This window comes from Paenibacillus sp. FSL K6-1096, from assembly GCF_037977055.1.
Lineage (GTDB): Bacteria > Bacillota > Bacilli > Paenibacillales > Paenibacillaceae > Paenibacillus_AQ.
The window spans coordinates 1,506,454-1,531,636 of the sequence record NZ_CP150274.1 but is presented as its reverse complement, the minus strand read 5'-3'; the positions used below and the strand labels follow the sequence as shown (position 1 = coordinate 1,531,636).

Sequence of the window (25,183 nt, the reverse complement as noted above, 5' to 3'; positions counted from 1 at the left end):
TTTATATTTACTGCTGTGAAAATTTGGACTATTAAAACTGCATCGATGTGAATGAGGGAGGAGTATTTGTAAAAGGCGAGGGCAGATGGGTGGTGCAGAAAATAATATAAAGTTAATTACTTTATTGAAATTTATGGTTACTGGGAGCGATCTGGCCATACCATTTGCGGGTTCTGCCGGAATGGCCGCACTTAAAAGCAGGAATGAAAAAGCAACCTCTGTAAAGGAGGCTGCTTTACCTTCAATAGGGATGGAAGTCCTTTAAATGCACATTTGGGACAGTTAATCCGATAATTTCATAATGGATAATTGGGCTGCAAGCCGACCACCTATTGAAGTTACATTTGCATCGTCGCCATCGTTATATAAATTAATAGTGCCAGTGGCGCCCGTTATGGATACAATTAGATCGGCCCCTAAAGAAATGGTCTGTGGAGCAATAGGAGCAACGCTATTTACTGCTCTGCCTCCCTGAATTAATGTAGTGTTATTCCGCAGGGCGAAGGACATTGCGGTACCTCCAGTGGCTAGACCTCCGCTTATATTCCATGAAACCCAATAGCTTCCTCGTAACAGAGTAACTGAGCTTGGTGATGATAATACGATATCAGGAGCGCCGTTATCGACAAGCGTCTGATTAAACTCAACTTCGGTGTCAGCAGTAAATGTACCGAGAGTGTTATTTCCAATAAACAGGTGGCGGGCCGTAGTTGTAGCCCCAGTGAGTCCAGTAGCCCCAGTAAGCCCAGTAAGCCCGGTAAGCCCGGTGACACCGGTAGGCCCGGGAAGTCCGATACCGGTCGTGCCGGTAGGCCCGGGAAGTCCAGCGCCGGTCGTGCCGGTAGGCCCGGGAAGTCCGATACCGGTCGTGCCGGTAGGCCCGGGAAGTCCAGCGCCGGTCGTGCCGGTAGGCCCGGGGAGTCCCGCACCGGTCGTGCCGGTAGGCCCGGGGAGTCCCGCACCGGTCGTGCCGGTAGGCCCGGGAAGTCCGATACCGGTCGTGCCGGTAGGCCCAGGGAGTCCCGCACCGGTCATGCCGGTAGCGCCAGTAAAGCCCGTGAGCCCTGTAGCCCCGGTAGGCCCGGGAAGTCCTGCCCCCGTCATGCCAGTAGCGCCAGTAAGCCCGGTAAACCCGGTAGGTCCGGTAGCGCCAGCCCCAGCTCCGGCAGGTCCGGTAGCGCCAGGGGGGCCTTGCTCTCCAGCGGGCCCGGTAGCGCCAGGGGGGCCTTGCTCTCCAGCAGGACCGGTAGCTCCAGGAGGGCCTTGCTCTCCAGCAGGACCGGTAGCTCCAGTAGCGCCTGCCTCTCCGCCGTTATTGGCTCCGATTAATTCTTCAGACACCAGCCGGTGTGCAGTGACCAGTTGACCTGAACTGCTCTTGCCCCACACTGAAACTTGAACAGGATTATTCAGATCAGCGAGATTATCCGGTATAACAAATGTAAATTCAAAACCGTTTAAATCTGCGTAATAATTCTTCGTAATAACTTGATTCGCTGCAATCGGAAGGACTTCGTTAACGTACAAAACCCTTGTTCCCGCGTTTAAATAGTACCCCTGAATGGATATGGAGGAAACTGATTCCACGCTGCGGTTAACGATTTTAACGGTAACCTGCTGAGTGGGCCTCGTTCCGTTAACCGGATTATTTTCGATCGGTCCTGTTGATAAAAAAGCCATTCCTTTACCACTCCCTGTCCATATATTTAGGATTTCGTTCCAGGGTGCATCTTGAGTTAGCTGCATATTAAATGATTAATATAAGACTATTCAGAATTAACGCTTTGGTGCAGACTTAGAGGCAGAATATGCTATGAGTCAGTTCTATGGATAACAAAAAAATAGCCCCAGAGGCCAATGTCATTAGATAAACTCAAAGAAAAGACAGGGGATATATTAGGAACGTATTTGTAGAGTTGTCGTGTGGATTTCCTAGATCAATTCCTGTCGCCGCTTCAAATACACATACAGCACAATGCCCGCTACCGAGCAGATGGCTGCACATAGTCCGATAAATCCGTACCCGGCCTGGAGGCCGCGCAGCAGGCCAAGTGCGGTGGTACGGCCATACATGGCTTTGACGGCCTCGATGACCCAGCCGATCATGTAATTGCCGACAACGCTGCCCAGCCCCATAATGGTCACTACGAAGGTAATCGCGGTGTCGCTTCCCTTCGGATAGCGGCGGGCGATAAAGGCCATCACGGTCGGGTAGATGATCGCGATCCCTGCGCCGGATACGGCGAACAGGAAGGCGAGGCGCTCCCCGCCCGCCAGGGCGGCGAAGGTGCAGATCGCAGAGAAGCCCGAGAAAATAATCAGCGACAGCACGAACCCGATCCGGTCGGTCAGCGCGCCGAGCACAAGCCGTCCCAGGGAGAACAGTAGGAAGAACGCCGACAATAAGCCGGAGGCCCGCACCGTGTCCCAGGCGTAAGCTTTTTCCACAAAGTTAACCAGCCAGCCGCCGACGGCAAGCTCAGAAACCACGCCGAAGGTGAGGATCATCACCATCATCCACAGCGCCGGATCACGCATCAGCATGCGGAAGGAGGTGCGGTCTTCGTGCGGCAGATCATCTCCGGGATAGGTGCTGCGCAGCGATGTAATAATCGGCAGCAGGCAGAGCGACAGCATGACCAGATACATGCCCCGCCAGTCGAGCACATGCCCGTAGAAGCTCAGTGACATGACGCCAGTAGCCAGCAGCGGCGCTACGGTTGAGCTTAATCCATAGAAGAAATGGGATAGGTTCATCATTAGCCCGGTGTTTTTGACGAAAATACGTGCTCCCAGAATCGCCAGCCCGATCTCCAGCATCCCATTGCCGATATACATCAGGAAGTAGGAGGAGGCGAACAGCGGATAGGTGTGCGACAGGAAGATCAGCACCCCGGAGAGCACCATGGATGCAAATGAAATAATAGTGACGGCCTTAATGCCCCATTTGCGGACCAGAATCGCGGTGAAGGAGCAGGCGATCAGATATCCCAACGCGTTAAGCGAGAGCAGGGTGCCGAGCTGTCCTTCATCTAACTGGAAGGCAAGCTGAATGCGCGGGATGGCGGGCCCTTTAATATTTTCTGAGATGCCGAATACGACAAAGCCCAGGAAAATAGTCACAAGCTGCATAATATAAACGGTGTTGCGTTTCTTGCCGGGTGTGCCGGCAGAATTTCCGGACGTAGCGCTCACAATAGGGCCTCCTGGATGATAATTCAGACAATAAGTGCATTGTAGCCAGTTTCCGGTGAAAGGGCAAGAGGTAGTTATCTCGTCGTATAACGCATAAAAAGCTCATATTGGCAGGGTTCTCTGACTTCCCTGCCAATACGAGCCAGTGAAATTCAACTGCATTGTTACGTGGCCCTTAGGCTTAGGAGATTTTGACGATAGTGATCATTGCATAATTTGGAGTTCTTCCATCGATAGTGCCGGATAGCATCGTAACACTGGCATTGCCGCCATTGCTAACGGCAATTTTGTCGTTAGCGTTTAAGGAGAAAGTGTCTAACATGGTAACAGAACCAGAGGGACTTGCATATGCGATTGACCTGCTTACAGATGATGGTCCAGGCCCGCTCATGAACTCAAACACCCCGTCCGTACCACTTGCAACAAAAACAGTACATGTTACTTGATAAACCCCATTTTCAGGAACTGTAAAATCTCTTGAAGTGGCATCCCATGTAATACCAAGAGATTGAGCTGGTGGTGCGATGAAATTTATTTTTTCAGTTGAAGCAAGAATAACGGCTGCAGTAGGAGAAACTGCAAAGCTAACGGCATAAGCTGTTGAAAGGGTACCAGTAGCCCCGGTGACTCCTGTGACACCAGTGAAGCCTGTAAGTCCAGTGACGCCGGTAAGTCCAGTCACACCCGTGAGTCCGGTTGCACCTGTCATTCCAGTGATGCCAGTAGGTCCGGTAGGTCCGGTATGGCCTGTTGCCCCTGCCCCTGAGCCTGCTGGTCCTGTTGAACCCCGGGGACCTGTTGCTCCGGTGGGTCCAGTCATTCCAGGAGGACCTTGCTCTCCCGCAGGTCCTGTTGCTCCAGTAGCTCCTTTCTCTCCGCCGTTACGTTCTCCAAGCAGTTCTTCAGATACCAAGCGGTGTGCGGTTACCAGTTGACCTGTACTACTCTTTCCCCATACCGATATTTGAACAGGTTCATTCATATCAGTAAGATGATCAGGCGTAACAAATATAAATTCAAAACCATTAAAATCAGCGTAATAATCCTTCGTAATGACTTGATTCTCTGCAATAGAGAGTACTTCATTAACATACATAACCCTTGTCCCCGCGTTTAGATAATAACCCTGAATGGATATTGAGGAAGCCTGGTCAACGCTGTGGTTAACGATTTTAACAGTAACCTGCTGAGTGGGTCTCATCCCTTTAACCGGGTTATTTTCGATCGGTCCTGTTGATAAAATGGCCATTCCTTTATCACTTCCAGTCTGTAGATTTGGATTTTGTTTCAGGATTCACGCTGAGTCAGCTGGATAATTAATGATTACTATAAGCCTATTCAGGCTTAACGATTTGGTGCAGACTTAGGAGCAGTAGTTGCTGTAGCCAGGTTTATGAATAACAAAAAGAGACAGCTTGAGAAGTTTGATTACTTCTATAACTGTCTCTTTTATTTTTTATACGGGATGCTTAGGAGATTCTGACGATAGTGATATTTGCATATTTGGACGTCTATTGTTGATCTCGCCGGTTAGCATGGTAACAGAGTGATAACCGCCATTTCTAATGGCAATTCTGTCGTTAGTGTTTGGGGGGAAAATTTCAAGCAGAGTAACGGAACCTGCAGAATCTGCAAAGCTAACGGCATAGGCTGTTGAAAGGGTACAGGTAACCCCGGTAACGCCCGTCAGGCCAGTGAAGCCGGTGAAGCCGATATTGGTAGTGCCAGTGGGTCCGGTATGACCTGTAGTCCCTTTCCCTGAACTTGTCGGTCCTGTAGATCCTTGGGGATCTTGTTCTCCTGGTACACCTTGCTCTCCAGCAGGCCCGGTTGCTCCTGTAGCTCCAGTAGGTCCTGCCTCGCCGTCATTATGTTCTCCAAGTGTGCGGTTACCAACTGGCCTTTACTGTTCTTGCCCCACACTGAAACTTGAACAGGATCATTCAGATCAGCGAGATTATCAGGTATAACAAATGTAAATTCAAAACCGTTTAAATAGTACCCCTGAATGGATATGGAGGAAGCTGATTCCACGCTGCGGTTAACGATTCTAACGGTAACCTGCTGAGTGGGCCTCGTTCCGTTAACCGGGTTATTTTCGATCGGTCCTGTTGATAAAAAGGCCATTTCTTTATCACTTCCTTTGGTTATAAACGGATTTCGCATCAGTACACATGTTGAGCCAGCATTATAATTAATGAATAATATAGAAATATTCAGACTTAGCACTTTGGTGCAGACCGGGCGGCAGAATTTGCGATGACCGGGTCTATGAATAACAGAAAGAGACAGCTCCAGAGGCTGAAACCCTCGTGGAGCTGTCTTTGGAATTAGCTTTTATTCAGAGAGCTTGACAAATGTAATCTGGGCCCCTAATCGGGCATTATCTGTAGTTAAGATGGCAGGGTTAGGAGCATCATTCACCAGCGTTATTAGTCCACTGGCTGCAGTTATATTAACGAGGACGGTATTTATGACACCAATGGTTTCGCCAGCGATAGGTTGAGTATTCGTAGCTCTGCTGCCCGGAACAGAATTGTTTGCACCATTTAATCGCAGTTCAAAAGTTAAGGCTTGGCCTTGTGTTGCCACATTGCCGCTTATCATCCAGGTGACTAAATACGATCCCGTCAGTAATTGTACGTTATTACCAGTTACAGTGATATCAGGGGAGCCATTGTCAGGACCGGTATAAGTAAGAGGGACGACTCCATTACTTGCCGCTACAGTTATAGTAGCAGAATTATTCCCGACGGTTAAGTTACGTGCAGTAGCACTTAGTCCAGTGACGCCGGTAAGGCCGGTCATTCCCGTAAGGCCGGTAAGACCTGTAAGTCCGGTCATTCCGGTAACGCCGGTAAGACCCGTAAGCCCGGTCATTCCAGTAATACCAGTCACCCCGGTCAGCCCGGTCATTCCGGTCATGCCAGTCACCCCGGTGAGCCCGGTAAGTCCCGTGAGGCCAGTAAGACCCGTAAGCCCAGTCATTCCGGTCACGCCAGTAGTCCCGGTAAGCCCAGTCATACCCGTGAGCCCGGTAGCCCCGGTAAGCCCAGTCATTCCCGTGAGGCCGGTCACCCCGGTCAGCCCCGTGAGGCCAGTAAGCCCGGTAACGCCGGTGAGCCCGGTGAGCCCGGTCATTCCTGTAAGCCCGGTCATTCCGGTAACGCCAGTCACCCCGGTCAGCCCAGTCATTCCGGTAACCCCGGTAGACCCTGTAAGCCCTGTGAGGCCAGTCACCCCGGTAGCTCCGGTCATTCCCGTAAGGCCGGTCAGCCCGGTAAGTCCCGTCAATCCCGTGAGGCCGGTAGGGCCAGTGGCTCCAGTGTTGCCAGTAACACCAGTCAATCCTGTAGCCCCGGTCAGACCTGTAGCTCCCATACCCGTTGGTCCCGTGACCCCTTGGGCCCCGATGGGAATCCAGGGGGTGTAAGGAGGCCCTCCATTCTGGCTGCTGCGGTAGAAGAGGGCAGGATTGGAAATATAAAGCTGCTGGACATAGTTGCCCACACGGGAGACATAAATTGTCCAGACGGCAGGGTGTGGCAGCGGAGGATTGCCTGGAGCTGGCGGACCGTCCGGGGGGCCCTCGCCTTCCGGGTTATTCGAGCTATAGACGCCGGGTTCAGTAAGCGTGCCCAGGAATCTATTCTGAGGCTCATCATTGGAGATGGGAAAGACGCCATGCTCAGCATTCAAGACCACATCTCCTGTCTGGCCATTGACGCTAGTTACAGCTCCTGCGGCCCCGGTAGTACCGGTAGGTCCGGTAGGCCCGACCAGTGTGGGAACATTGGCCGCTGCATCCAGCTTGAAATCGAGCATCATCTCCTGGCGCAAGATGGTATCTAGCATAGCCTGGGTGCTGTTATTGACATCCAGTACCTGTGCGAGTGTAGCAGGAGTACCGGTGATTCCAGGCAGCGTACCCAGGGCGAACTGGATTTTCTCGCCTTCCGCATTAATGACATGGGCAAGTCCTAACTCCTCCATGGCAATCGAGGAGAGCAGCAGGTTAACGGCATCATCCCTTGTTAACGTAATCGTGGGGCTGATGTTGGGAATGTTGGGATTAGACAATAGAGTAACCTCCTAAAATTAAATTTCAATTACAATATCCGTAAACACTCATCAATATTTAGCCAACTTTATTAGAAGAGGATTAGAAGAGGCTGTTTATACTAATAATCAGACTTTGACTACTGTTATCATCGCTCCAACCCTTTCTGAAGCTGAGCTTATGCGGACAGCTCCTGGGCCAACGTTCACTAAAGTGATACCTATGGGAGTCGGTCCTACGGTAAGAAGGAAAGAAGCAGAAAGATCAACAGTGGTTGGAGAATTAATTGCGGCACTATTAGCTGCTCCACTGCCAATAATTGAATGCAGAATACCATCTTGTTGCATCTCGAGAAACATACCATCGCCGGCTGTTACCGGACCTCCACTAATTTCCCAAGTAATCAAATAGGTGCCGGTTAATAGTGTTATGGTCGAACCGGTCCTCGTAATGTCCGGACTGCCATGATCAAGAATATTTATTGTGAGAGGGAAGACTTGACCTGGTTGTATATTAATGGTATTCGTATTATTTGCGTAAGCTGAATGGCGGACGGTAGCGAGAGATCCCGTCATACCGGTAAATCCGGTTTGCCCTGTCTGGCCTGTAACGCCGGTCAGCCCAGTCAGCCCGGTCAGCCCCGTGAGTCCAGTCAGCCCGGTAGCCCCGGTAGGCTCCACACCGGTCAGTCCAGTCAGTCCGGTCATTCCGGTGAGGCCTGTAACGCCGGTCATTCCGGTAAGACCTGTGAGGCCGGTGACGCCGGTAGCCCCGGTAGGTTCGACACCGGTAACCCCGGTCAGCCCGGTCAGCCCCGTGAGTCCAGTAGCCCCGGTCATTCCGGTCAGCCCCGTGAGTCCAGTCATCCCGGTAGCCCCGGTGGGTTCGACACCGGTAACGCCGGTCATCCCGGTCAGCCCTGTGAGTCCAGTAGCCCCGGTCATTCCGGTCAGCCCCGTGAGTCCAGTAAGTCCGGTAGCCCCGGTAGGCTCAACCCCCGTCACTCCGGTCATTCCGGTCAACCCTGTGAGGCCGGTCAGCCCGGTAACCCCGGTCAGTCCTGTAACGCCAGTCATTCCGGTCAACCCAGTCAGTCCTGTAACGCCAGTCACGCCGGTCAGCCCGGTCATCCCGGTCAGCCCAGTCGGCCCTGTAACTCCCACTCCTGTAGACCCCGTAGGCCCTTGTTCCTCGATGGGAATCCAGGGAGTGTAAGGGGGACCGCCATTCTGACTGCTGCGGTAGTAGAGGGCAGGATTGGAGACGTAAAGCTGTTGCACAAAGTTGCCGACACGGGAGACATAAATGGTCCAGACGGCAGGGTGTGGCAGAGGAGGGTTGCCCGGAGCCGGCGGACCGTCCGGGGGCCCCAGACCCACCGGATTATTCGAGCTATAGACGCCGGGCTCAGTAAGCAGGCCCAGTTCTCTATTCTGGGATTCGTTAAGTGAGATGGGGAAAACGCCATCTTCCGCATCCAGCACTACTGTGTCCGTCTGGCCGTTGACACTTAAGACACCACCTGGAGGACCTTGGGGTCCTGGAGCACCGCCAGGTCCAGTTACAACAGCAGGAAGATTGGCGGCGCTAGTAAGCCTGGAGTCCAGCACCATATCCTGCTTGAAGGTGGTACGCAGCATGGACTGAACATTTTTATTCAAATCCAGTATCTGGGCTACTGTAGCAGGAGGACCCGTTAGTCCTGGGAGTGTGCCCAAGGCGAACTGGATTTTCTCTCCTTCTGCATTTAGAATATGGGCTAGTCCAAGCTCTCCCATAGCAATGGAAGAGAACAGCAAATTGACCGCATCATCCCTGGATAACGAAACGGAAGGGGTGATGTTGGGGATATTGGGATTGGACATAAGATACCTCCTTATAATTGGCCACCTTATACTATATTCGCAGCGTTTCTTACGGGAACATATAGGAGCCTATTTATAGAGTGCTCGGAGACCACACCAAAGGTGAGGATCATGAAGATCATCCACAGCGCCGGATTACGTATCAGCGTGCGGGAGGAGGCGCGGCCCCATGCGGCAGTATCTGCTTCTGGCACCATTTGTGCAATACTTTATGGTTGTTCCGGTCGCTCCTTTATCCAGTTTTAAATAAAGAGGTACGCTGGTCAGGCGTATCTCTCAAGTTATCACCTGAGCACGGGTCATAGACAAGGTTAGATTGAACGGAATTTCGTAACAGTGTGAGGAATAGATTCATTGCAGGGGAGTCCTGGCTGTTTCCTACCGTAATCGTACCAACAACACTGTGGCGCGACCTGGGGGCAGAATTGGCTGGGAGAAGGTCTAGGCAGACAGAAAGAGACAGCTCCACAGGCTGAAACCCTCGTGGAGCTGTCTTTGGAATTAGCTTTTATTCAGAGAGCTTGACAAATGTAACGTGTGCCCCTAATCGGGCACCATCTGTGGTTAAGTCTACAGTGTTAGTAGCATCGTTGACTAGTGTTATTAGTCCACTGGCTGCAGTTATATTAACGAGGATGGTATTCATGAGATCAGTGGCTGCACCAGCAGTGGGTGAAGTTTTGGCAGCTCTGCTGCCCGGAATAGAATTGTTAGCACCATTTAATCGCAGTTCAAAAATTAAGGGTTGGCCTTGTGTTCCTACAGTTCCGCTAATCATCCAGGTAACTAAATACGTTCCTGTCAATAGTTGCACGGAATTTCCGTTTACAGTGATATCAGGGGAGCCATTGTCAGGACCAATATAATTAAGAGGGACGACTCCATTACTTGCCGCTATAGTTACGGTGGCAGAATTATTTCCAACGGTTAAGTTACGTGCAGTAGCACTTAGTCCAGTGACGCCGGTAAGGCCGGTCATTCCCGTAAGGCCGGTAAGACCTGTAAGTCCGGTCATTCCGGTAACGCCGGTAAGACCCGTAAGCCCGGTCATTCCAGTAATACCAGTCACCCCGGTCAGCCCGGTCATTCCGGTCATGCCAGTCACCCCGGTGAGCCCGGTAAGTCCCGTGAGGCCAGTAAGACCCGTAAGCCCAGTCATTCCGGTCACGCCAGTAGTCCCGGTAAGCCCAGTCATACCCGTGAGCCCGGTAGCCCCGGTAAGCCCAGTCATTCCCGTGAGGCCGGTCACCCCGGTCAGCCCCGTGAGGCCAGTAAGCCCGGTAACGCCGGTGAGCCCGGTGAGCCCGGTCATTCCTGTAAGCCCGGTCATTCCGGTAACGCCAGTCACCCCGGTCAGCCCAGTCATTCCGGTAACCCCGGTAGACCCTGTAAGCCCTGTGAGGCCAGTCACCCCGGTAGCTCCGGTCATTCCCGTAAGGCCGGTCAGCCCGGTAAGTCCCGTCAATCCCGTGAGGCCGGTAGGGCCAGTGGCTCCAGTGTTGCCAGTAACACCAGTCAATCCTGTAGCCCCGGTCAGACCTGTAGCTCCCATACCCGTTGGTCCCGTGACCCCTTGGGCCCCGATGGGAATCCAGGGGGTGTAAGGAGGCCCTCCATTCTGGCTGCTGCGGTAGAAGAGGGCAGGATTGGAAATATAAAGCTGCTGGACATAGTTGCCCACACGGGAGACATAAATTGTCCAGACGGCAGGGTGTGGCAGCGGAGGATTGCCTGGAGCTGGCGGACCGTCCGGGGGCCCTCGCCTTCCGGGTTATTCGAGCTATAGACGCCGGGTTCAGTAAGCGTGCCCAGGAATCTATTCTGAGGCTCATCATTGGAGATGGGAAAGACGCCATGCTCAGCATTCAAGACCACATCTCCTGTCTGGCCATTGACGCTAGTTACAGCTCCTGCGGCCCCGGTAGTACCGGTAGGTCCGGTAGGCCCGACCAGTGTGGGAACATTGGCCGCTGCATCCAGCTTGAAATCGAGCATCATCTCCTGGCGCAAGATGGTATCTAGCATAGCCTGGGTGCTGTTATTGACATCCAGTACCTGTGCGAGTGTAGCAGGAGTACCGGTGATTCCAGGCAGCGTACCCAGGGCGAACTGGATTTTCTCGCCTTCCGCATTAATGACATGGGCAAGTCCTAACTCCTCCATGGCAATCGAGGAGAGCAGCAGGTTAACGGCATCATCCCTTGTTAACGTAATCGTGGGGCTGATGTTGGGAATGTTGGGATTAGACAATAGAGTAACCTCCTAAAATTAAATTTCAATTACAATATCCGTAAACACTCATCAATATTTAGCCAACTTTATTAGAAGAGGATTAGAAGAGGCTGTTTATACTAATAATCAGACTTTGACTACTGTTATCATCGCTCCAACCCTTTCTGAAGCTGAGCTTATGCGGACAGCTCCTGGGCCAACGTTCACTAAAGTGATACCTATGGGAGTCGGTCCTACGGTAAGAAGGAAAGAAGCAGAAAGATCAACAGTGGTTGGAGAATTAATTGCGGCACTATTAGCTGCTCCACTGCCAATAATTGAATGCAGAATACCATCTTGTTGCATCTCGAGAAACATACCATCGCCGGCTGTTACCGGACCTCCACTAATTTCCCAAGTAATCAAATAGGTGCCGGTTAATAGTGTTATGGTCGAACCGGTCCTCGTAATGTCCGGACTGCCATGATCAAGAATATTTATTGTGAGAGGGAAGACTTGACCTGGTTGTATATTAATGGTATTCGTATTATTTGCGTAAGCTGAATGGCGGACGGTAGCGAGAGATCCCGTCATACCGGTAAATCCGGTTTGCCCTGTCTGGCCTGTAACGCCGGTCAGCCCAGTCAGCCCGGTCAGCCCCGTGAGTCCAGTCAGCCCGGTAGCCCCGGTAGGCTCCACACCGGTCAGTCCAGTCAGTCCGGTCATTCCGGTGAGGCCTGTAACGCCGGTCATTCCGGTAAGACCTGTGAGGCCGGTGACGCCGGTAGCCCCGGTAGGTTCGACACCGGTAACCCCGGTCAGCCCGGTCAGCCCCGTGAGTCCAGTAGCCCCGGTCATTCCGGTCAGCCCCGTGAGTCCAGTCATCCCGGTAGCCCCGGTGGGTTCGACACCGGTAACGCCGGTCATCCCGGTCAGCCCTGTGAGTCCAGTAGCCCCGGTCATTCCGGTCAGCCCCGTGAGTCCAGTAAGTCCGGTAGCCCCGGTAGGCTCAACCCCCGTCACTCCGGTCATTCCGGTCAACCCTGTGAGGCCGGTCAGCCCGGTAACCCCGGTCAGTCCTGTAACGCCAGTCATTCCGGTCAACCCAGTCAGTCCTGTAACGCCAGTCACGCCGGTCAGCCCGGTCATCCCGGTCAGCCCAGTCGGCCCTGTAACTCCCACTCCTGTAGACCCCGTAGGCCCTTGTTCCTCGATGGGAATCCAGGGAGTGTAAGGGGGACCGCCATTCTGACTGCTGCGGTAGTAGAGGGCAGGATTGGAGACGTAAAGCTGTTGCACAAAGTTGCCGACACGGGAGACATAAATGGTCCAGACGGCAGGGTGTGGCAGAGGAGGGTTGCCCGGAGCCGGCGGACCGTCCGGGGGCCCCAGACCCACCGGATTATTCGAGCTATAGACGCCGGGCTCAGTAAGCAGGCCCAGTTCTCTATTCTGGGATTCGTTAAGTGAGATGGGGAAAACGCCATCTTCCGCATCCAGCACTACTGTGTCCGTCTGGCCGTTGACACTTAAGACACCACCTGGAGGACCTTGGGGTCCTGGAGCACCGCCAGGTCCAGTTACAACAGCAGGAAGATTGGCGGCGCTAGTAAGCCTGGAGTCCAGCACCATATCCTGCTTGAAGGTGGTACGCAGCATGGACTGAACATTTTTATTCAAATCCAGTATCTGGGCTACTGTAGCAGGAGGACCCGTTAGTCCTGGGAGTGTGCCCAAGGCGAACTGGATTTTCTCTCCTTCTGCATTTAGAATATGGGCTAGTCCAAGCTCTCCCATAGCAATGGAAGAGAACAGCAAATTGACCGCATCATCCCTGGATAACGAAACGGAAGGGGTGATGTTGGGGATATTGGGATTGGACATAAGATACCTCCTTATAATTGGCCACCTTATACTATATTCGCAGCGTTTCTTACGGGAACATATAGGAGCCTATTTATAGAGTGCTCGGAGACCACACCAAAGGTGAGGATCATGAAGATCATCCACAGCGCCGGATTACGTATCAGCGTGCGGGAGGAGGCGCGGCCCCATGCGGCAGTATCTGCTTCTGGCACCATTTGTGCAATACTTTATGGTTGTTCCGGTCGCTCCTGTTATCCAGTTTTAAATAAAGAGGTACGCTGGTCAGGCGTATCTCTCAAGTTATCACCTGAGCACGGGTCATAGACAAGGTTAGATTGAACGGAATTTCGTAACAGTGTGAGGAATAGATTCATTGCAGGGGAGTCCTGGCTGTTTCCTACCGTAATCGTACCAACAACACTGTGGCGCGACCTGGGGGCAGAATTGGCTGGGAGAAGGTCTAGGCAGACAGAAAGAGACAGCTCCACAGGCTGAAACCCTCGTGGAGCTGTCTTTGGAATTAGCTTTTATTCAGAGAGCTTGACAAATGTAACGTGTGCCCCTAATCGGGCACCATCTGTGGTTAAGTCTACAGTGTTAGTAGCATCGTTGACTAGTGTTATTAGTCCACTGGCTGCAGTTATATTAACGAGGATGGTATTCATGAGATCAGTGGCTGCACCAGCAGTGGGTGAAGTTTTGGCAGCTCTGCTGCCCGGAATAGAATTGTTAGCACCATTTAATCGCAGTTCAAAAATTAAGGGTTGGCCTTGTGTTCCTACAGTTCCGCTAATCATCCAGGTAACTAAATACGTTCCTGTCAATAGTTGCACGGAATTTCCGTTTACAGTGATATCAGGGGAGCCATTGTCAGGACCAATATAATTAAGAGGGACGACTCCATTACTTGCCGCTATAGTTACGGTGGCAGAATTATTTCCAACGGTTAAGTTACGTGCAGTAGCACTTAGTCCAGTGACGCCGGTAAGGCCGGTCATTCCCGTAAGGCCGGTAAGACCTGTAAGTCCGGTCATTCCGGTAACGCCGGTAAGACCCGTAAGCCCGGTCATTCCAGTAATACCAGTCACCCCGGTCAGCCCGGTCATTCCGGTCATGCCAGTCACCCCGGTGAGCCCGGTAAGTCCCGTGAGGCCAGTAAGACCCGTAAGCCCAGTCATTCCGGTCACGCCAGTAGTCCCGGTAAGCCCAGTCATACCCGTGAGCCCGGTAGCCCCGGTAAGCCCAGTCATTCCCGTGAGGCCGGTCACCCCGGTCAGCCCCGTGAGGCCAGTAAGCCCGGTAACGCCGGTGAGCCCGGTGAGCCCGGTCATTCCTGTAAGCCCGGTCATTCCGGTAACGCCAGTCACCCCGGTCAGCCCAGTCATTCCGGTAACCCCGGTAGACCCTGTAAGCCCTGTGAGGCCAGTCACCCCGGTAGCTCCGGTCATTCCCGTAAGGCCGGTCAGCCCGGTAAGTCCCGTCAATCCCGTGAGGCCGGTAGGGCCAGTGGCTCCAGTGTTGCCAGTAACACCAGTCAATCCTGTAGCCCCGGTCAGACCTGTAGCTCCCATACCCGTTGGTCCCGTGACCCCTTGGGCCCCGATGGGAATCCAGGGGGTGTAAGGAGGCCCTCCATTCTGGCTGCTGCGGTAGAAGAGGGCAGGATTGGAAATATAAAGCTGCTGGACATAGTTGCCCACACGGGAGACATAAATTGTCCAGACGGCAGGGTGTGGCAGCGGAGGATTGCCTGGAGCTGGCGGACCGTCCGGGGGCCCTCGCCTTCCGGGTTATTCGAGCTATAGACGCCGGGTTCAGTAAGCGTGCCCAGGAATCTATTCTGAGGCTCATCATTGGAGATGGGAAAGACGCCATGCTCAGCATTCAAGACCACATCTCCTGTCTGGCCATTGACGCTAGTTACAGCTCCTGCGGCCCCGGTAGTACCGGTAGGTCCGGTAGGCCCGACCAGTGTGGGAACATTGGCCGCTGCATCCAGCTTGAAATCGAGCATCATCTCCTGGCGCAAGATGGTATCTAGCATAGCCTGGGTGCTGTTATTGACATCCAGTACCTGTGCGAGTGTAGCAGGAGTACCGGTGATTCCAGGCAGCGTACCCAGGGCGAACTGGATTTTCTCGCCTTCCGCATTAATGACATGGGCAAGTCCTAACTCCTCCATGGCAATCGAGGAGAGCAGCAGGTTAACGGCATCATCCCTTGTTAACGTAATCGTGGGGCTGATGTTGGGAATGTTGGGGTTAGACAATAGAGTAACCTCCTTAAATGATTTTCATCTATAATATCCGTTTATGCTCAGGGTGCTTATCCTGAATAATCAGACTTTGACTACTGTTACCATGGCTCCACGTCTTTCTGCACCTGAGCTTATGGCGACATCCCCTGGGCCAACGTTCACTAAAGTGACATTTACAGGAGTAGGCCCCACGGTTAGAAGGAAGGTGCAAGAAAAAGTTATTAATTCAGTATTTAGAGCAGCACTATCGGCTACTCTGCTACCAATAATTGAATTTGGAACACCATTTTGTTGCATCTCGAAAAACATACCATCTCCGGCTGTTACAGGACCTCCACTAATAGTCCATGTAATTAAATAGGTACCGGTCAATAGTGTTATGGTCGAACCGTTCCTCGTAATGTCCGGACTGCCATGATCAACAATATTCACCGTGAGGGGGACGGGCTGATTGGGAGGTAAAGTAACGGGAGTTACATTATTTGCGTAAGTCGAATGGCGGACGGTAGCGAGAGATCCCGTCATACCGGTAAATCCGGTTTGCCCTGTCTGGCCTGTAACGCCGGTCAGCCCAGTCATCCCGGTCAGCCCCGTGAGTCCAGTCAGCCCGGTAGCCCCGGTAGGCTCCACACCGGTCAGTCCAGTCAGTCCGGTCATTCCGGTGAGGCCTGTAACGCCGGTCATTCCGGTAAGACCTGTGAGGCCGGTGACGCCGGTAGCCCCGGTAGGTTCGACACCGGTAACCCCAGTCATCCCGGTCAGCCCCGTGAGTCCAGTAGCCCCGGTCATTCCGGTCAGCCCCGTGAGTCCAGTCATCCCGGTAGCCCCGGTGGGTTCGACACCGGTAACGCCGGTCATCCCGGTCAGCCCTGTGAGTCCAGTAGCCCCGGTCATTCCGGTCAGCCCCGTGAGTCCAGTAAGTCCGGTAGCCCCGGTAGGCTCAACCCCCGTCACTCCGGTCATTCCGGTCAACCCTGTGAGGCCGGTCAGCCCGGTAACCCCGGTCAGTCCTGTAACGCCAGTCATTCCGGTCAACCCAGTCAGTCCTGTAACGCCAGTCACGCCGGTCAGCCCGGTCATCCCGGTCAGCCCAGTCGGCCCTGTAACTCCCACTCCTGTAGACCCCGTAGGCCCTTGTTCCTCGATGGGAATCCAGGGAGTGTAAGGGGGACCGCCATTCTGACTGCTGCGGTAGTAGAGGGCAGGATTGGAGACGTAAAGCTGTTGCACAAAGTTGCCGACACGGGAGACATAAATGGTCCAGACGGCAGGGTGTGGCAGAGGAGGGTTGCCCGGAGCCGGCGGACCGTCCGGGGGCCCCAGACCCACCGGATTATTCGAGCTATAGACGCCGGGCTCAGTAAGCAGGCCCAGTTCTCTATTCTGGGATTCGTTAAGTGAGATGGGGAAAACGCCATCTTCCGCATCCAGCACTACTGCATCGGTCTCGCCGTTGACACTTAAGACACCACCTGGAGGACCTTGGGGTCCTGGAGCACCGCCAGGTCCAGTTACAACAGCAGGAAGATTGGCGGCGCTAGTAAGCCTGGAGTCCAGCACCATATCCTGCTTGAAGGTGGTACGCAGCATGGACTGAACATTTTTATTCAAATCCAGTATCTGGGCTACTGTAGCAGGAGGACCCGTTAGTCCTGGGAGTGTGCCCAAGGCGAACTGGATTTTCTCTCCTTCAGCATTTAGAATATGGGCTAGCCCAAGCTCTCCCATAGCAATGGAAGAGAACAGCAAATTGACCGCATCATCCCTGGATAACGAAACGGAAGGGGTGATGTTGGGGATATTGGGATTGGACAATACCATAACCTCCTTCTTTAAGTTTATCCCATCGTATTCTTTGAAGAAGGTTGACGAAATAGATAAGAACCTATCTTGTGAATTAAAAGTAATATAAATAAGGAAGCTGACTACTTGCTGTCGGCTTCCTTGGGTTACGATTATAGAGTAAAAAATTACATATTATATAATCTGAGAACCTGCCACTCAGCTTCATACTTGGCCGGAAGGACCGCTGATTCCAGTCAGAGTCCCCAAAACGAACTGGATTTTCTCACCCTCAGCATTAATAATATGGGCAAGTGCCAGCTCCTCCATGGCAATGGAGGACAACAGCAGGTTAATGACATCGTCCCTTGTTAACGTAACCGTGGGGCTGATATTGGGTATATTGGGATTCGACAATAGATTTCCCTCCTTGAAATAGGGTTCTTTCATCCTATTCTTGGAGATTCCCCACGGAGACGGTGACAACCTAGTACTTATTATATATTTGGCCAACCTCTATAGTAGAGGCAGCGGTGTGCTAACGCAGCTCACTCGGTGTCCGCAGCTTGACCTGCTTGAATACACGGTTGAAGGTGCGGATGTTGGTGAAGCCGCATTCCAGAGCAATGTCGAGAATGCTTTTGTCGGTGGCGAGCAGCAGCCGTTCCGCCTGATTGACACGGATACTGTTCAGGTAAGCGACGAAGCTCATGCCTGAGATGCTTTTGAAGAAGCGGGAGAAATAGAACAGGCTCATGTTAGCGTGCCTTGCGGCGTCGGCCAGGGTGATGGGCTGCATGTAATGGACGTCGAGGTATTCCAGTACCTCCTGCATGATCTTCATATTCGTAATCCGCCGCTTATCCTTGTGGGGATCGATGATATCCAGCGGCATATGCCGCAGAATCAGGGCACACAGCTCGTGCAGCAGCCCGGTTATTAACTGCTCATGATACGGAAGCTTGCGGGTCCGCTCCTTCAACAGTTCCTGCATGATGGTATGCAGACGGACAAGGACAAGCTCTTCTTCAGGACTGGACGGGCGGTTCTCCAGAAAAGGGGACTCCAGCCGCATATTCAGCGGCCACCCGGCCGGATACCCGATCAGCGAAGGGTTGAAAATAATCATCAGCAGCTTGGACTGGCTGTTCTTACTGTCATAATAATGGATGTCGCCGCTGCTGCACACGGCCATGTCCCCGGCGTTCAGCACCTTCGTCTCCGAATTGATCCCCATGCGGATCGAGCCCTCCAGCACATAGACGATCTCCAGATCGTTATGCCAGTGGGCCAGGAAATCGATATTGTGGCTGACGAAGGCAGTGAAGGGGAACGCTGACCCGTAGGTTCTATTTTCATGAAAAGCTCTCATACCTGCTCCTGTTCTCACCATTCCCTGAACTAATCAGGAAGCGGTTTCAATGATTACCTGCTATTAGGATAATGCAATCTTAAATTTAGCAAAAAATGACCACTCCTACAAGCAAAATGGCGAGATGGACTGCCCGCTATCGATTACAATGTTGTCAGGTAGATTTCAGGAGAAAAAAGGAGAACGTGATATGGCGAAGAAGGCACTGATTGTAAAAGGCGGATGGGACGGCCATGAGCCGAATGAGGTGGCGGCGATTTTTGCCGGTGTCCTGATGGAGGAAGGCTTCGAGGTGGAGGTGTCCGATACGCTGGACAGCTTCAATGATGCGGAGGCGCTGAAGGCGCTGAATCTGATTGTGCCGGTGTGGACCATGGGTGAGATCAAAGGGGAGCAGGTGTCAGCAGTGCTGGCGGCTGTCGCATCGGGCGTAGGGATTGCCGGCTGCCACGGCGGCATGTGCGATTCCTTCCGTAATAATACAGAATGGCAATTTTTGACCGGATCGCAGTGGGTGGCCCATCCGTTTAACGACGGGGTGGATTACGAGGTGAACATCGTGAAATCTGGCTCCAGCCCGATTGTCGAAGGGATGCACGATTTCAAGGTGAAGTCCGAGCAGTATTATCTGCATGTGGACCCGGCTGTGGATGTGCTGGCGACCACGACGTTCGTAATGAGCGAAGGCGAGCATTCGGCCAATGGTGTGATCACGATGCCTGTTGTCTATACGAAGAAATGGGGACAGGGCAAGGTATTCTATAACTCGCTGGGGCATCATGCGGATATCTTCGATATCCCGGAAGCCAAGGAACTGATGCGCAGAGGCTTCGTGTGGGCCGCGAAATAAACAAACCGGGACAAGGTGGGAGACAGCGTGCGTAAAGTAAAAGTAGGGATTGTCGGCTGCGGGAATATCAGCGGCATATATTTTGAGAATCTGACCGGAACGTTCGTGAATACGGAGGTCTATGCCTGTTCCGACCTTAATCTGGAGCGGGCCCAGCAGGCCGCCGAGCAGTACGGGGTGCCGAATGTCTGGACCACCGCCGAGCTGCTGGCTTCCGATGAGATTGAGATTGTAGTCAATCTGACTACGCCGAATTACCATTTCGATGTGTGCAAGCAGGCGCTGCTGGCCGGCAAGCATGTCTATGTGGAGAAGCCCCTGTCGCTGACGCTTGAGCATGGAACCGAACTGGTGGAGCTGGCTAAGGAAAAAGGCCTGTTCATCGGCTGCGCGCCGGACACCTTCCTGGGAGCGGGATTGCAGACCTGCGCCAAGCTGATTGCGGACGGTTACATCGGAGAACCAGTGGCGGCAACAGCATTCATGCTCTGCCACGGGCATGAGAGCTGGCATCCGGACCCTGAGTTCTATTATCAGGCGGGCGGCGGCCCGATGTTCGACATGGGTCCGTATTATCTGACAGCGCTGGTATCCTTGCTGGGCCCGGCGACTACCGTATGCGGCATGACCAAGACCTCGTTCCCTACACGGACGATTACGAGCGAGAAGAAGTTCGGCAAAGTAGTGGAGGTCGAGGTGCCTACGCATGTGGCCGGAACGATCCAGTTCGCCAGCGGCGCGGTCGCTACGATGATTACCAGCTTCGATGTCTGGCACAGCACATTGCCGCGGATTGAAATCTACGGCTCGCTGGGCACCCTGATCGTGCCGGACCCGAACACCTTCGGCGGTCCGATCCTGCTCCGTCCGGCTCACAGCGCGGAATTTAAGGAGATTCCGGTGGTGCACAGTTATTCAGAGAATAGCCGGGGCATCGGCGTGGCCGATATGGCCCGCTGCATCGAGACCGGGGAGACCCCGCGCGCGAACGGCGAACTGGCGAATCATGTGCTGGAGATGATGCACGCCTTCCACACCAGCTCTGACTCCAAGCGTTATGCCGAGCTGACCACCACCTGCGAGCAGCCGAAGCTGCTGCCGCTGGGCTTGGTTAAGGGATATTTGGAGTAACTTTGGAGTAATAGACAAGAGATAGCAGCACTATTTGGGCAGCGTTCTGTCCCCGGTTGCCGGGGGATGGGGCGCTGTTTGTGCTGCCACGAAGGGAAGTCGCCAATATATGCGGAAAACTGAACACAATAGGTGCTGCTGTAATGTGGAATGGCCCACTCTGCTCCACAGCCAGTAACATTTATAAAGAAATCCTGCAAAAATTGCAACAATGCTGCCCAATAGAAGCGGCCTATGCCTGAAGTCATGCACGAAATGCAACAATGCCAGCGCTAACGTACTCCAAACAGCGGAAATTCTGCAAATGATGCAACATTGTACCCACAGCCAGTAACATTTATAAAGAAATCCTGCAAGATGTGCAACAATGCTGCTTCAGTTACTTCATGTGTGAGCGTGCGAGCGAAAAACCGAACACAGTGCGCAGCGGCGAGGGTGTGCGGCCGAATGTATGCGAAAAACCGAACACATTGGGCAGTGGTGGGGGCGTGCGGTGCAAATGTATGCGAAAAACCGAACACATTGGTCAGTGGTGAGGGTGTGCGGCCAAATATATGCGAAAAACCAAACACATTGGGCAGTGGTGGGGGCGTGCGGCTAAATGTATGCGAAAAACCGATTACATTGGGGGGCGTCTGAGGCTTCGCGTATGAAATCCCAGCCGCAATTCATGTCCGATTTTCCTCGCTCGCCCGCCTCTTTTTAATTCCCCGCCTGTCCACCTGTTTGAACTTGTATATACAGGTTTAATGAACAGCAACAAAACTTTTATCCATACGAAAAACAAGAACTGCGGAGGTGAGGGGATTGAGCGAGTCCCGGCAAGCGGAATGGTGGCGCCGGTCTACGGTGTATCAGGTGTACCCCAAGAGCTTCAAGGATACGACAGGGAGCGGAACGGGTGACATCAGAGGGCTGACGGAGAAGCTGGATTACTTGCAGGAGCTGGGCATCGACATTGTCTGGCTGCAGCCGGTCTATGTCTCGCCCGGACATGATAACGGTTACGATGTGGCCGATTACGAGCGGATTAACCCGGAGTTCGGCACAATGGAGGACTTCGAGGAGCTGGTGCAGGAGCTGCACCGGCGCGGCATGAAGCTGATGACGGATATCGTGGTCAATCATACTTCAACGGAGCATGAGTGGTTCAGGCAGGCCATTTCCAGTAAAGAGAATCCGTACCGCGATTATTATATCTGGCGGGACCCGGCCCCGGACGGAGGGCCTCCGAACAACTGGCAGTCGAAGTTCGGCGGCCCGGCGTGGCAGCTGGATGAGGCGTCAGGCCAATATTTCCTGACCCTGTTCGACAAGACCCAGGCGGATCTGAACTGGGAGAATGAACAGGTCCGCCGTGCGGTGAACGAGATGATGCTGTTCTGGGTCGGCAAAGGTGTGGACGGCTTCCGCATGGACGTCATCAACCTGATCTCCAAGGACCAGCGGTTCCCGGACGATAACGGAAGTGTGCCGCCGGGAGACGGGCGGAAATTCTACACAGACGGTCCCCGGGTTCATGAATACATCCGGGCGATGTATGACGAGGTGTTCGGCCCGCATCAGATGGTTACGGTCGGCGAGATGTCCTCGACGACACTGGAGGAGTGCATCCGCTATTCCAATCCCGGTCGGCGGGAGTTCTCGATGACCTTCAATTTCCATCATCTGAAGGTGGACTATCCCGGCGGCCGCAAATGGGAGCTGATGCCTTATGATTTCGAGGCGCTGAAGCGGCTGTTCAGCGAGTGGCAGACCGGGATGCAAGAGGGCGGGGGCTGGAATGCTCTATTCTTCAACAACCATGACCAGCCGCGCGCGCTCTCCAGATTCACTGACGATGGTATTTACCGCGAAGAGAGCGCCAAGCTGCTGGCGACCACGCTGCATGGACTACAGGGAACGCCTTATGTCTATCAAGGGGAAGAGATCGGGATGCCGAATCCGAAATGGACCAGCATCGGGGAATTCCGCGATATCGAGTCGCTGAATATGTACCGTATCCTCTGTGAGCAGGGAACAAGTCCCGAAGAGGCGCTGGCGATCCTGCAGGAGCGCTCGCGGGATAACGCCCGGACGCCGATGCAGTGGGATGACAGCCCGAACGCCGGGTTTACTGCCGGTACGCCGTGGATCAAGGTGGATGAGCGGTACCCTGAGATTAATGTGCGGCAGGCACTGGAGCAGCCGGATTCGATCTTTCATCATTACCGTAAGCTGATTGCACTGCGCAAGACCCACAGCATCTTCAGTGAAGGCTTGTACCGCAGGCTCGACGAAGAACATCCCGAGGTGTACGCATATGCGCGGACAGCCGGAGGTGAGGCGCTGGTGGTGATCTCGAACTTTAGCGCGAAGAAACTCACATTCCGATTCCCGGATCATCACTGGACAGACCTAAGTGCTGTAGGCGGGGGCAGGCTCCTGATTGGCAATACCGGGGAGCAGCCTGCTTTTGCCCAAGAAATATCCCTAACTCCATATGCATCATACCTGTGGCTGCTCAGCAAGTAGCCAAGGGATACCCTTAAGTCGCATTAGTCAGGAAGCAGGCAACCATCACTACAAGAGGAGTGAGAATATGGCGATAGACCGCAAGCAGGTGGAGGATATTGTCCGGGCTGTCGGAGGCAAGGAGAACATTGAGGTAGCCACGCATTGTGTTACCCGGCTGAGGTTCTCGCTCTATGACGAGAGCAAGGTGGATTCAGCGGCGCTGGACCGCAATGACCTCGTCAAAGGGCAATTCTCGTCCCAGGGACAGTTCCAGATTGTGATTGGACCCGGGACAGTTGAGAAGGTATATGATGAAATGATTGAAATTACGGGCGGCGCCCGTTCCTCCAAGGATGAGGTGAAATCGGCCGCCGCCCGCAAGCAGAACCCGCTTCAGCGGGCGATTAAGACGCTGTCCGATATCTTCATCCCCATTCTTCCGGCTATCGTTACGGCAGGTCTGCTGCTGGGGATCAACAACCTGCTGACCGGCCCGGGGATATTCTTCAAGGACTCGCTGGTGGATGTCTATCCGCAGTGGAAGGACATCGCCGCCATTATCAACACCATTGCGAGCACCGCCTTCACCTTCCTGCCTGCGCTAATCGGCTGGGCGGCCGTGACCCGCTTCGGCGGCAGCCCGCTGCTCGGGATCGTGCTCGGACTGATTCTGGTTCATCCGGATTTGTTAAGCGCTTACAGCTATGCCAGCGCCTCTACGGAAGGAACCGTTCCAGTCTGGAATCTGTTCGGCTGGGAGCTGGAGCGAATCGGTTATCAGGGGCAGGTGCTGCCGGTCCTGGTGTCGGCGTACCTCCTGGCCCGCATCGAGAAGTTCCTCGATAAGCGGGTCCATGATTCCGTCAAGCTGCTGGTGGTTGCGCCCGTGACGCTGCTGATTACCGGCTTCCTGGCCTTCACGATCATCGGACCTGTGACCTTTGGCATTGCCAATGCCATCACCTCAGGCTTAGTGTATATTTTCGATCACTTCGCCATTCTGGGCGGCCTGATCTATGGCGGTTTCTATTCATTGCTTGTTATTACAGGGATGCATCACACGTTCCTGGCCGTTGACGTTCAGCTGATCGGCAGCGAGGGCGGCACCTTCCTGTGGCCGATGCTGGCGCTTTCCAACATCGCCCAAGGGGCCGCCGCCCTGGCCATGATGTTCGTGGCCAGAGAGCAGAAGACCAAGGGGCTGGCCGTGACGTCTTCTGTCTCAGCCTTCCTCGGAGTTACCGAGCCGGCGATCTTTGGGGTGAATGTGCGCTATAAGTACCCATTCATATTCGGGATGATCGGTTCAGCGGCAGCCGGGATGCTGCTTACCATTAATCAGGTCCGCGCCACATCCATCGGGGTAGGGGGAATTCCCGGCTTCCTGTCGATCTTCCCGAACCAGTGGGGCGTATTCTTCATCGGAATGGCCATCGTTCTGATTGTACCATTTGCAGCCACGGTGCTGTATGGCCGCGCCGCCGTGCAGCGCGCCGAGCGCGCCGGGAAGCAGGCAGCAACAGAAACACAGATGGCGGCAGCGAATGCTACGGACAGCAGCCGGGAGCTGAGCAGCCGCAGTGCGGTTCAGGGCTCGGAGGAGCCGGTAAATATTCTGGAGCTGGCGTCGCCTATCAGCGGAACGGCAGTGCCGCTGGAGCAGGTGCCTGATCCCGCTTTTGCCGAGAAGCAGATGGGAGAAGGAATTGCCATTGAGCCTGCCGAAGGTAAGGTTTATGCTCCCTTTGATGCGACAGTAGCCCATGTAATCAAGAGCAAGCACGCGCTGATTCTGGAGCATTCCAGCGGCGTGCAGGTGCTGATTCATGTCGGAATCAATACCGTATCGCTGAAGGGCAGCGGGTTCACCACCCGTAAGAATATCGGCGATCAGGTCCGGGCCGGCGAGCTGCTGCTGGAATTCGACATGGAGGCCATCCGGGCCGCCGGTTACCCGCTGATCACACCGGTAATTATCCCGGCCGGACAGGAGATGGTGGAGCGGATTGAGGAACGGAGCGGTCCGGCCACTGCGAAGCAGACCCGTATTCTGACGGTCCATCTCAAGGGCTAATCCGTGCCGTGCGGCCACAATGAT

Annotated in this window: 17 protein-coding genes and 1 pseudogene; 5 read left to right on the top strand and 13 right to left on the bottom strand. The window is 53.8% G+C overall.

Annotation, left to right across the window (positions count from 1 at the left end):
* The first annotated feature begins 85 nt into the window (after positions 1 to 85).
* Entirely contained in the window at positions 86 to 265 is a 180-nt protein-coding gene (locus MHI24_RS06815) for a hypothetical protein (RefSeq protein WP_340024832.1), read from the top strand.
* Between the two features lie 17 nt (positions 266 to 282).
* Here MHI24_RS06815 and MHI24_RS06810 read toward each other — a convergent pair whose 3' ends face one another.
* The 13 genes and pseudogenes from MHI24_RS06810 to MHI24_RS06750 all read right to left on the bottom strand — a co-directional run bounded on the left by MHI24_RS06810 (position 283) and on the right by MHI24_RS06750 (position 18,608).
* Positions 283 to 1,680 carry a collagen-like protein gene (locus MHI24_RS06810; RefSeq protein ID WP_340024831.1) on the bottom strand — a complete coding sequence of 466 codons (1,398 nt, stop codon included), beginning with the start codon at positions 1,678 to 1,680 and terminating at the stop codon, positions 283 to 285.
* A 252-nt stretch (positions 1,681 to 1,932) separates the two neighbouring features.
* A complete protein-coding gene (locus MHI24_RS06805; protein ID WP_340026620.1) occupies positions 1,933 to 3,132 on the bottom strand; it encodes an MFS transporter in 1,200 nt (399 codons plus the stop codon).
* 244 nt (positions 3,133 to 3,376) lie between these two features.
* Positions 3,377 to 4,444, bottom strand: a complete 1,068-nt coding sequence (locus MHI24_RS06800; protein WP_340024829.1) for a hypothetical protein — start codon at positions 4,442 to 4,444, stop codon at positions 3,377 to 3,379.
* Positions 4,445 to 4,881: 437 nt separating this feature from the next.
* The gene (locus MHI24_RS06795; RefSeq protein ID WP_340024827.1) at positions 4,882 to 5,322 is read right to left on the bottom strand and encodes a hypothetical protein; all 441 of its coding nucleotides are present in this window, start codon (positions 5,320 to 5,322) and stop codon (positions 4,882 to 4,884) included.
* A gap of 210 nt (positions 5,323 to 5,532) precedes the next feature.
* Positions 5,533 to 7,275, bottom strand: coding sequence for a collagen-like protein (locus tag MHI24_RS06790; RefSeq protein ID WP_340024826.1), 1,743 nt, complete (start codon positions 7,273 to 7,275; stop codon positions 5,533 to 5,535).
* A gap of 108 nt (positions 7,276 to 7,383) precedes the next feature.
* Positions 7,384 to 9,120: a collagen-like protein gene (locus MHI24_RS06785; RefSeq protein ID WP_340024823.1), complete on the bottom strand. Its 1,737-nt coding sequence runs from the start codon at positions 9,118 to 9,120 to the stop codon at positions 7,384 to 7,386.
* 508 nt (positions 9,121 to 9,628) lie between these two features.
* Positions 9,629 to 10,672 (bottom strand): hypothetical protein, encoded by a 1,044-nt coding sequence (locus tag MHI24_RS06780; protein WP_340024825.1) that lies wholly within the window; start codon positions 10,670 to 10,672, stop codon positions 9,629 to 9,631.
* The gene (locus MHI24_RS06775) at positions 10,654 to 11,370 is read right to left on the bottom strand and encodes a hypothetical protein (RefSeq protein WP_340024824.1); all 717 of its coding nucleotides are present in this window, start codon (positions 11,368 to 11,370) and stop codon (positions 10,654 to 10,656) included. The genes MHI24_RS06780 and MHI24_RS06775 overlap by 19 nt, the downstream gene beginning before the upstream one ends.
* A 108-nt stretch (positions 11,371 to 11,478) precedes the next feature.
* Positions 11,479 to 13,215, bottom strand: coding sequence for a collagen-like protein (locus MHI24_RS06770; protein ID WP_340024823.1), 1,737 nt, complete (start codon positions 13,213 to 13,215; stop codon positions 11,479 to 11,481).
* Positions 13,216 to 14,270: 1,055 nt separating this feature from the next.
* A pseudogene (locus MHI24_RS06765) lies at positions 14,271 to 15,466 on the bottom strand (collagen-like protein); the annotation flags it as partial.
* A 69-nt stretch (positions 15,467 to 15,535) separates the two neighbouring features.
* The gene (locus MHI24_RS06760; protein ID WP_340024822.1) at positions 15,536 to 17,269 is read right to left on the bottom strand and encodes a collagen-like protein; all 1,734 of its coding nucleotides are present in this window, start codon (positions 17,267 to 17,269) and stop codon (positions 15,536 to 15,538) included.
* A 192-nt stretch (positions 17,270 to 17,461) separates the two neighbouring features.
* Complete coding sequence (locus MHI24_RS06755) at positions 17,462 to 17,653, bottom strand: hypothetical protein (RefSeq protein WP_340024819.1); 192 nt, start codon at positions 17,651 to 17,653, stop codon at positions 17,462 to 17,464.
* Between the two features lie 121 nt (positions 17,654 to 17,774).
* Complete coding sequence (locus MHI24_RS06750) at positions 17,775 to 18,608, bottom strand: AraC family transcriptional regulator (RefSeq protein ID WP_340024818.1); 834 nt, start codon at positions 18,606 to 18,608, stop codon at positions 17,775 to 17,777.
* Positions 18,609 to 18,798: 190 nt separating this feature from the next.
* On the opposite strand from MHI24_RS06750, the gene MHI24_RS06745 reads away from it, so the two are divergent.
* From MHI24_RS06745 to treP, 4 genes are all read left to right on the top strand, one after another.
* On the top strand, positions 18,799 to 19,458 hold the full coding sequence (locus MHI24_RS06745; protein WP_340024817.1) for a ThuA domain-containing protein: 660 nt from the start codon (positions 18,799 to 18,801) through the stop codon (positions 19,456 to 19,458).
* Between the two features lie 27 nt (positions 19,459 to 19,485).
* On the top strand, positions 19,486 to 20,589 hold the full coding sequence (locus tag MHI24_RS06740) for a Gfo/Idh/MocA family oxidoreductase (RefSeq protein WP_340024816.1): 1,104 nt from the start codon (positions 19,486 to 19,488) through the stop codon (positions 20,587 to 20,589).
* Between the two features lie 798 nt (positions 20,590 to 21,387).
* Positions 21,388 to 23,103 carry an alpha,alpha-phosphotrehalase gene (gene treC / locus MHI24_RS06735; protein ID WP_340024815.1) on the top strand — a complete coding sequence of 572 codons (1,716 nt, stop codon included), beginning with the start codon at positions 21,388 to 21,390 and terminating at the stop codon, positions 23,101 to 23,103.
* A 67-nt stretch (positions 23,104 to 23,170) separates the two neighbouring features.
* Positions 23,171 to 25,159, top strand: a complete 1,989-nt coding sequence (gene treP, locus MHI24_RS06730; protein WP_340024814.1) for a PTS system trehalose-specific EIIBC component — start codon at positions 23,171 to 23,173, stop codon at positions 25,157 to 25,159.
* Positions 25,160 to 25,183: the final 24 nt, after the last annotated feature.

Coding starts and splice junctions, on each gene's coding strand:
- MHI24_RS06815 (WP_340024832.1), top strand. CDS start 86: ATGGGTGGTGCAGAAAATAATATAAAGTTAATTACTTTATTGAAATTT.
- MHI24_RS06810 (WP_340024831.1), bottom strand. CDS start 1,680: ATGGCTTTTTTATCAACAGGACCGATCGAAAATAATCCGGTTAACGGA.
- MHI24_RS06805 (WP_340026620.1), bottom strand. CDS start 3,132: ATGCAGCTTGTGACTATTTTCCTGGGCTTTGTCGTATTCGGCATCTCA.
- MHI24_RS06800 (WP_340024829.1), bottom strand. CDS start 4,444: ATGGCCATTTTATCAACAGGACCGATCGAAAATAACCCGGTTAAAGGG.
- MHI24_RS06795 (WP_340024827.1), bottom strand. CDS start 5,322: ATGGCCTTTTTATCAACAGGACCGATCGAAAATAACCCGGTTAACGGA.
- MHI24_RS06785 (WP_340024823.1), bottom strand. CDS start 9,120: ATGTCCAATCCCAATATCCCCAACATCACCCCTTCCGTTTCGTTATCC.
- MHI24_RS06780 (WP_340024825.1), bottom strand. CDS start 10,672: ATGGGAGCTACAGGTCTGACCGGGGCTACAGGATTGACTGGTGTTACT.
- MHI24_RS06770 (WP_340024823.1), bottom strand. CDS start 13,215: ATGTCCAATCCCAATATCCCCAACATCACCCCTTCCGTTTCGTTATCC.
- MHI24_RS06750 (WP_340024818.1), bottom strand. CDS start 18,608: ATGAGAGCTTTTCATGAAAATAGAACCTACGGGTCAGCGTTCCCCTTC.
- MHI24_RS06745 (WP_340024817.1), top strand. CDS start 18,799: ATGGCGAAGAAGGCACTGATTGTAAAAGGCGGATGGGACGGCCATGAG.
- treP (WP_340024814.1), top strand. CDS start 23,171: ATGGCGATAGACCGCAAGCAGGTGGAGGATATTGTCCGGGCTGTCGGA.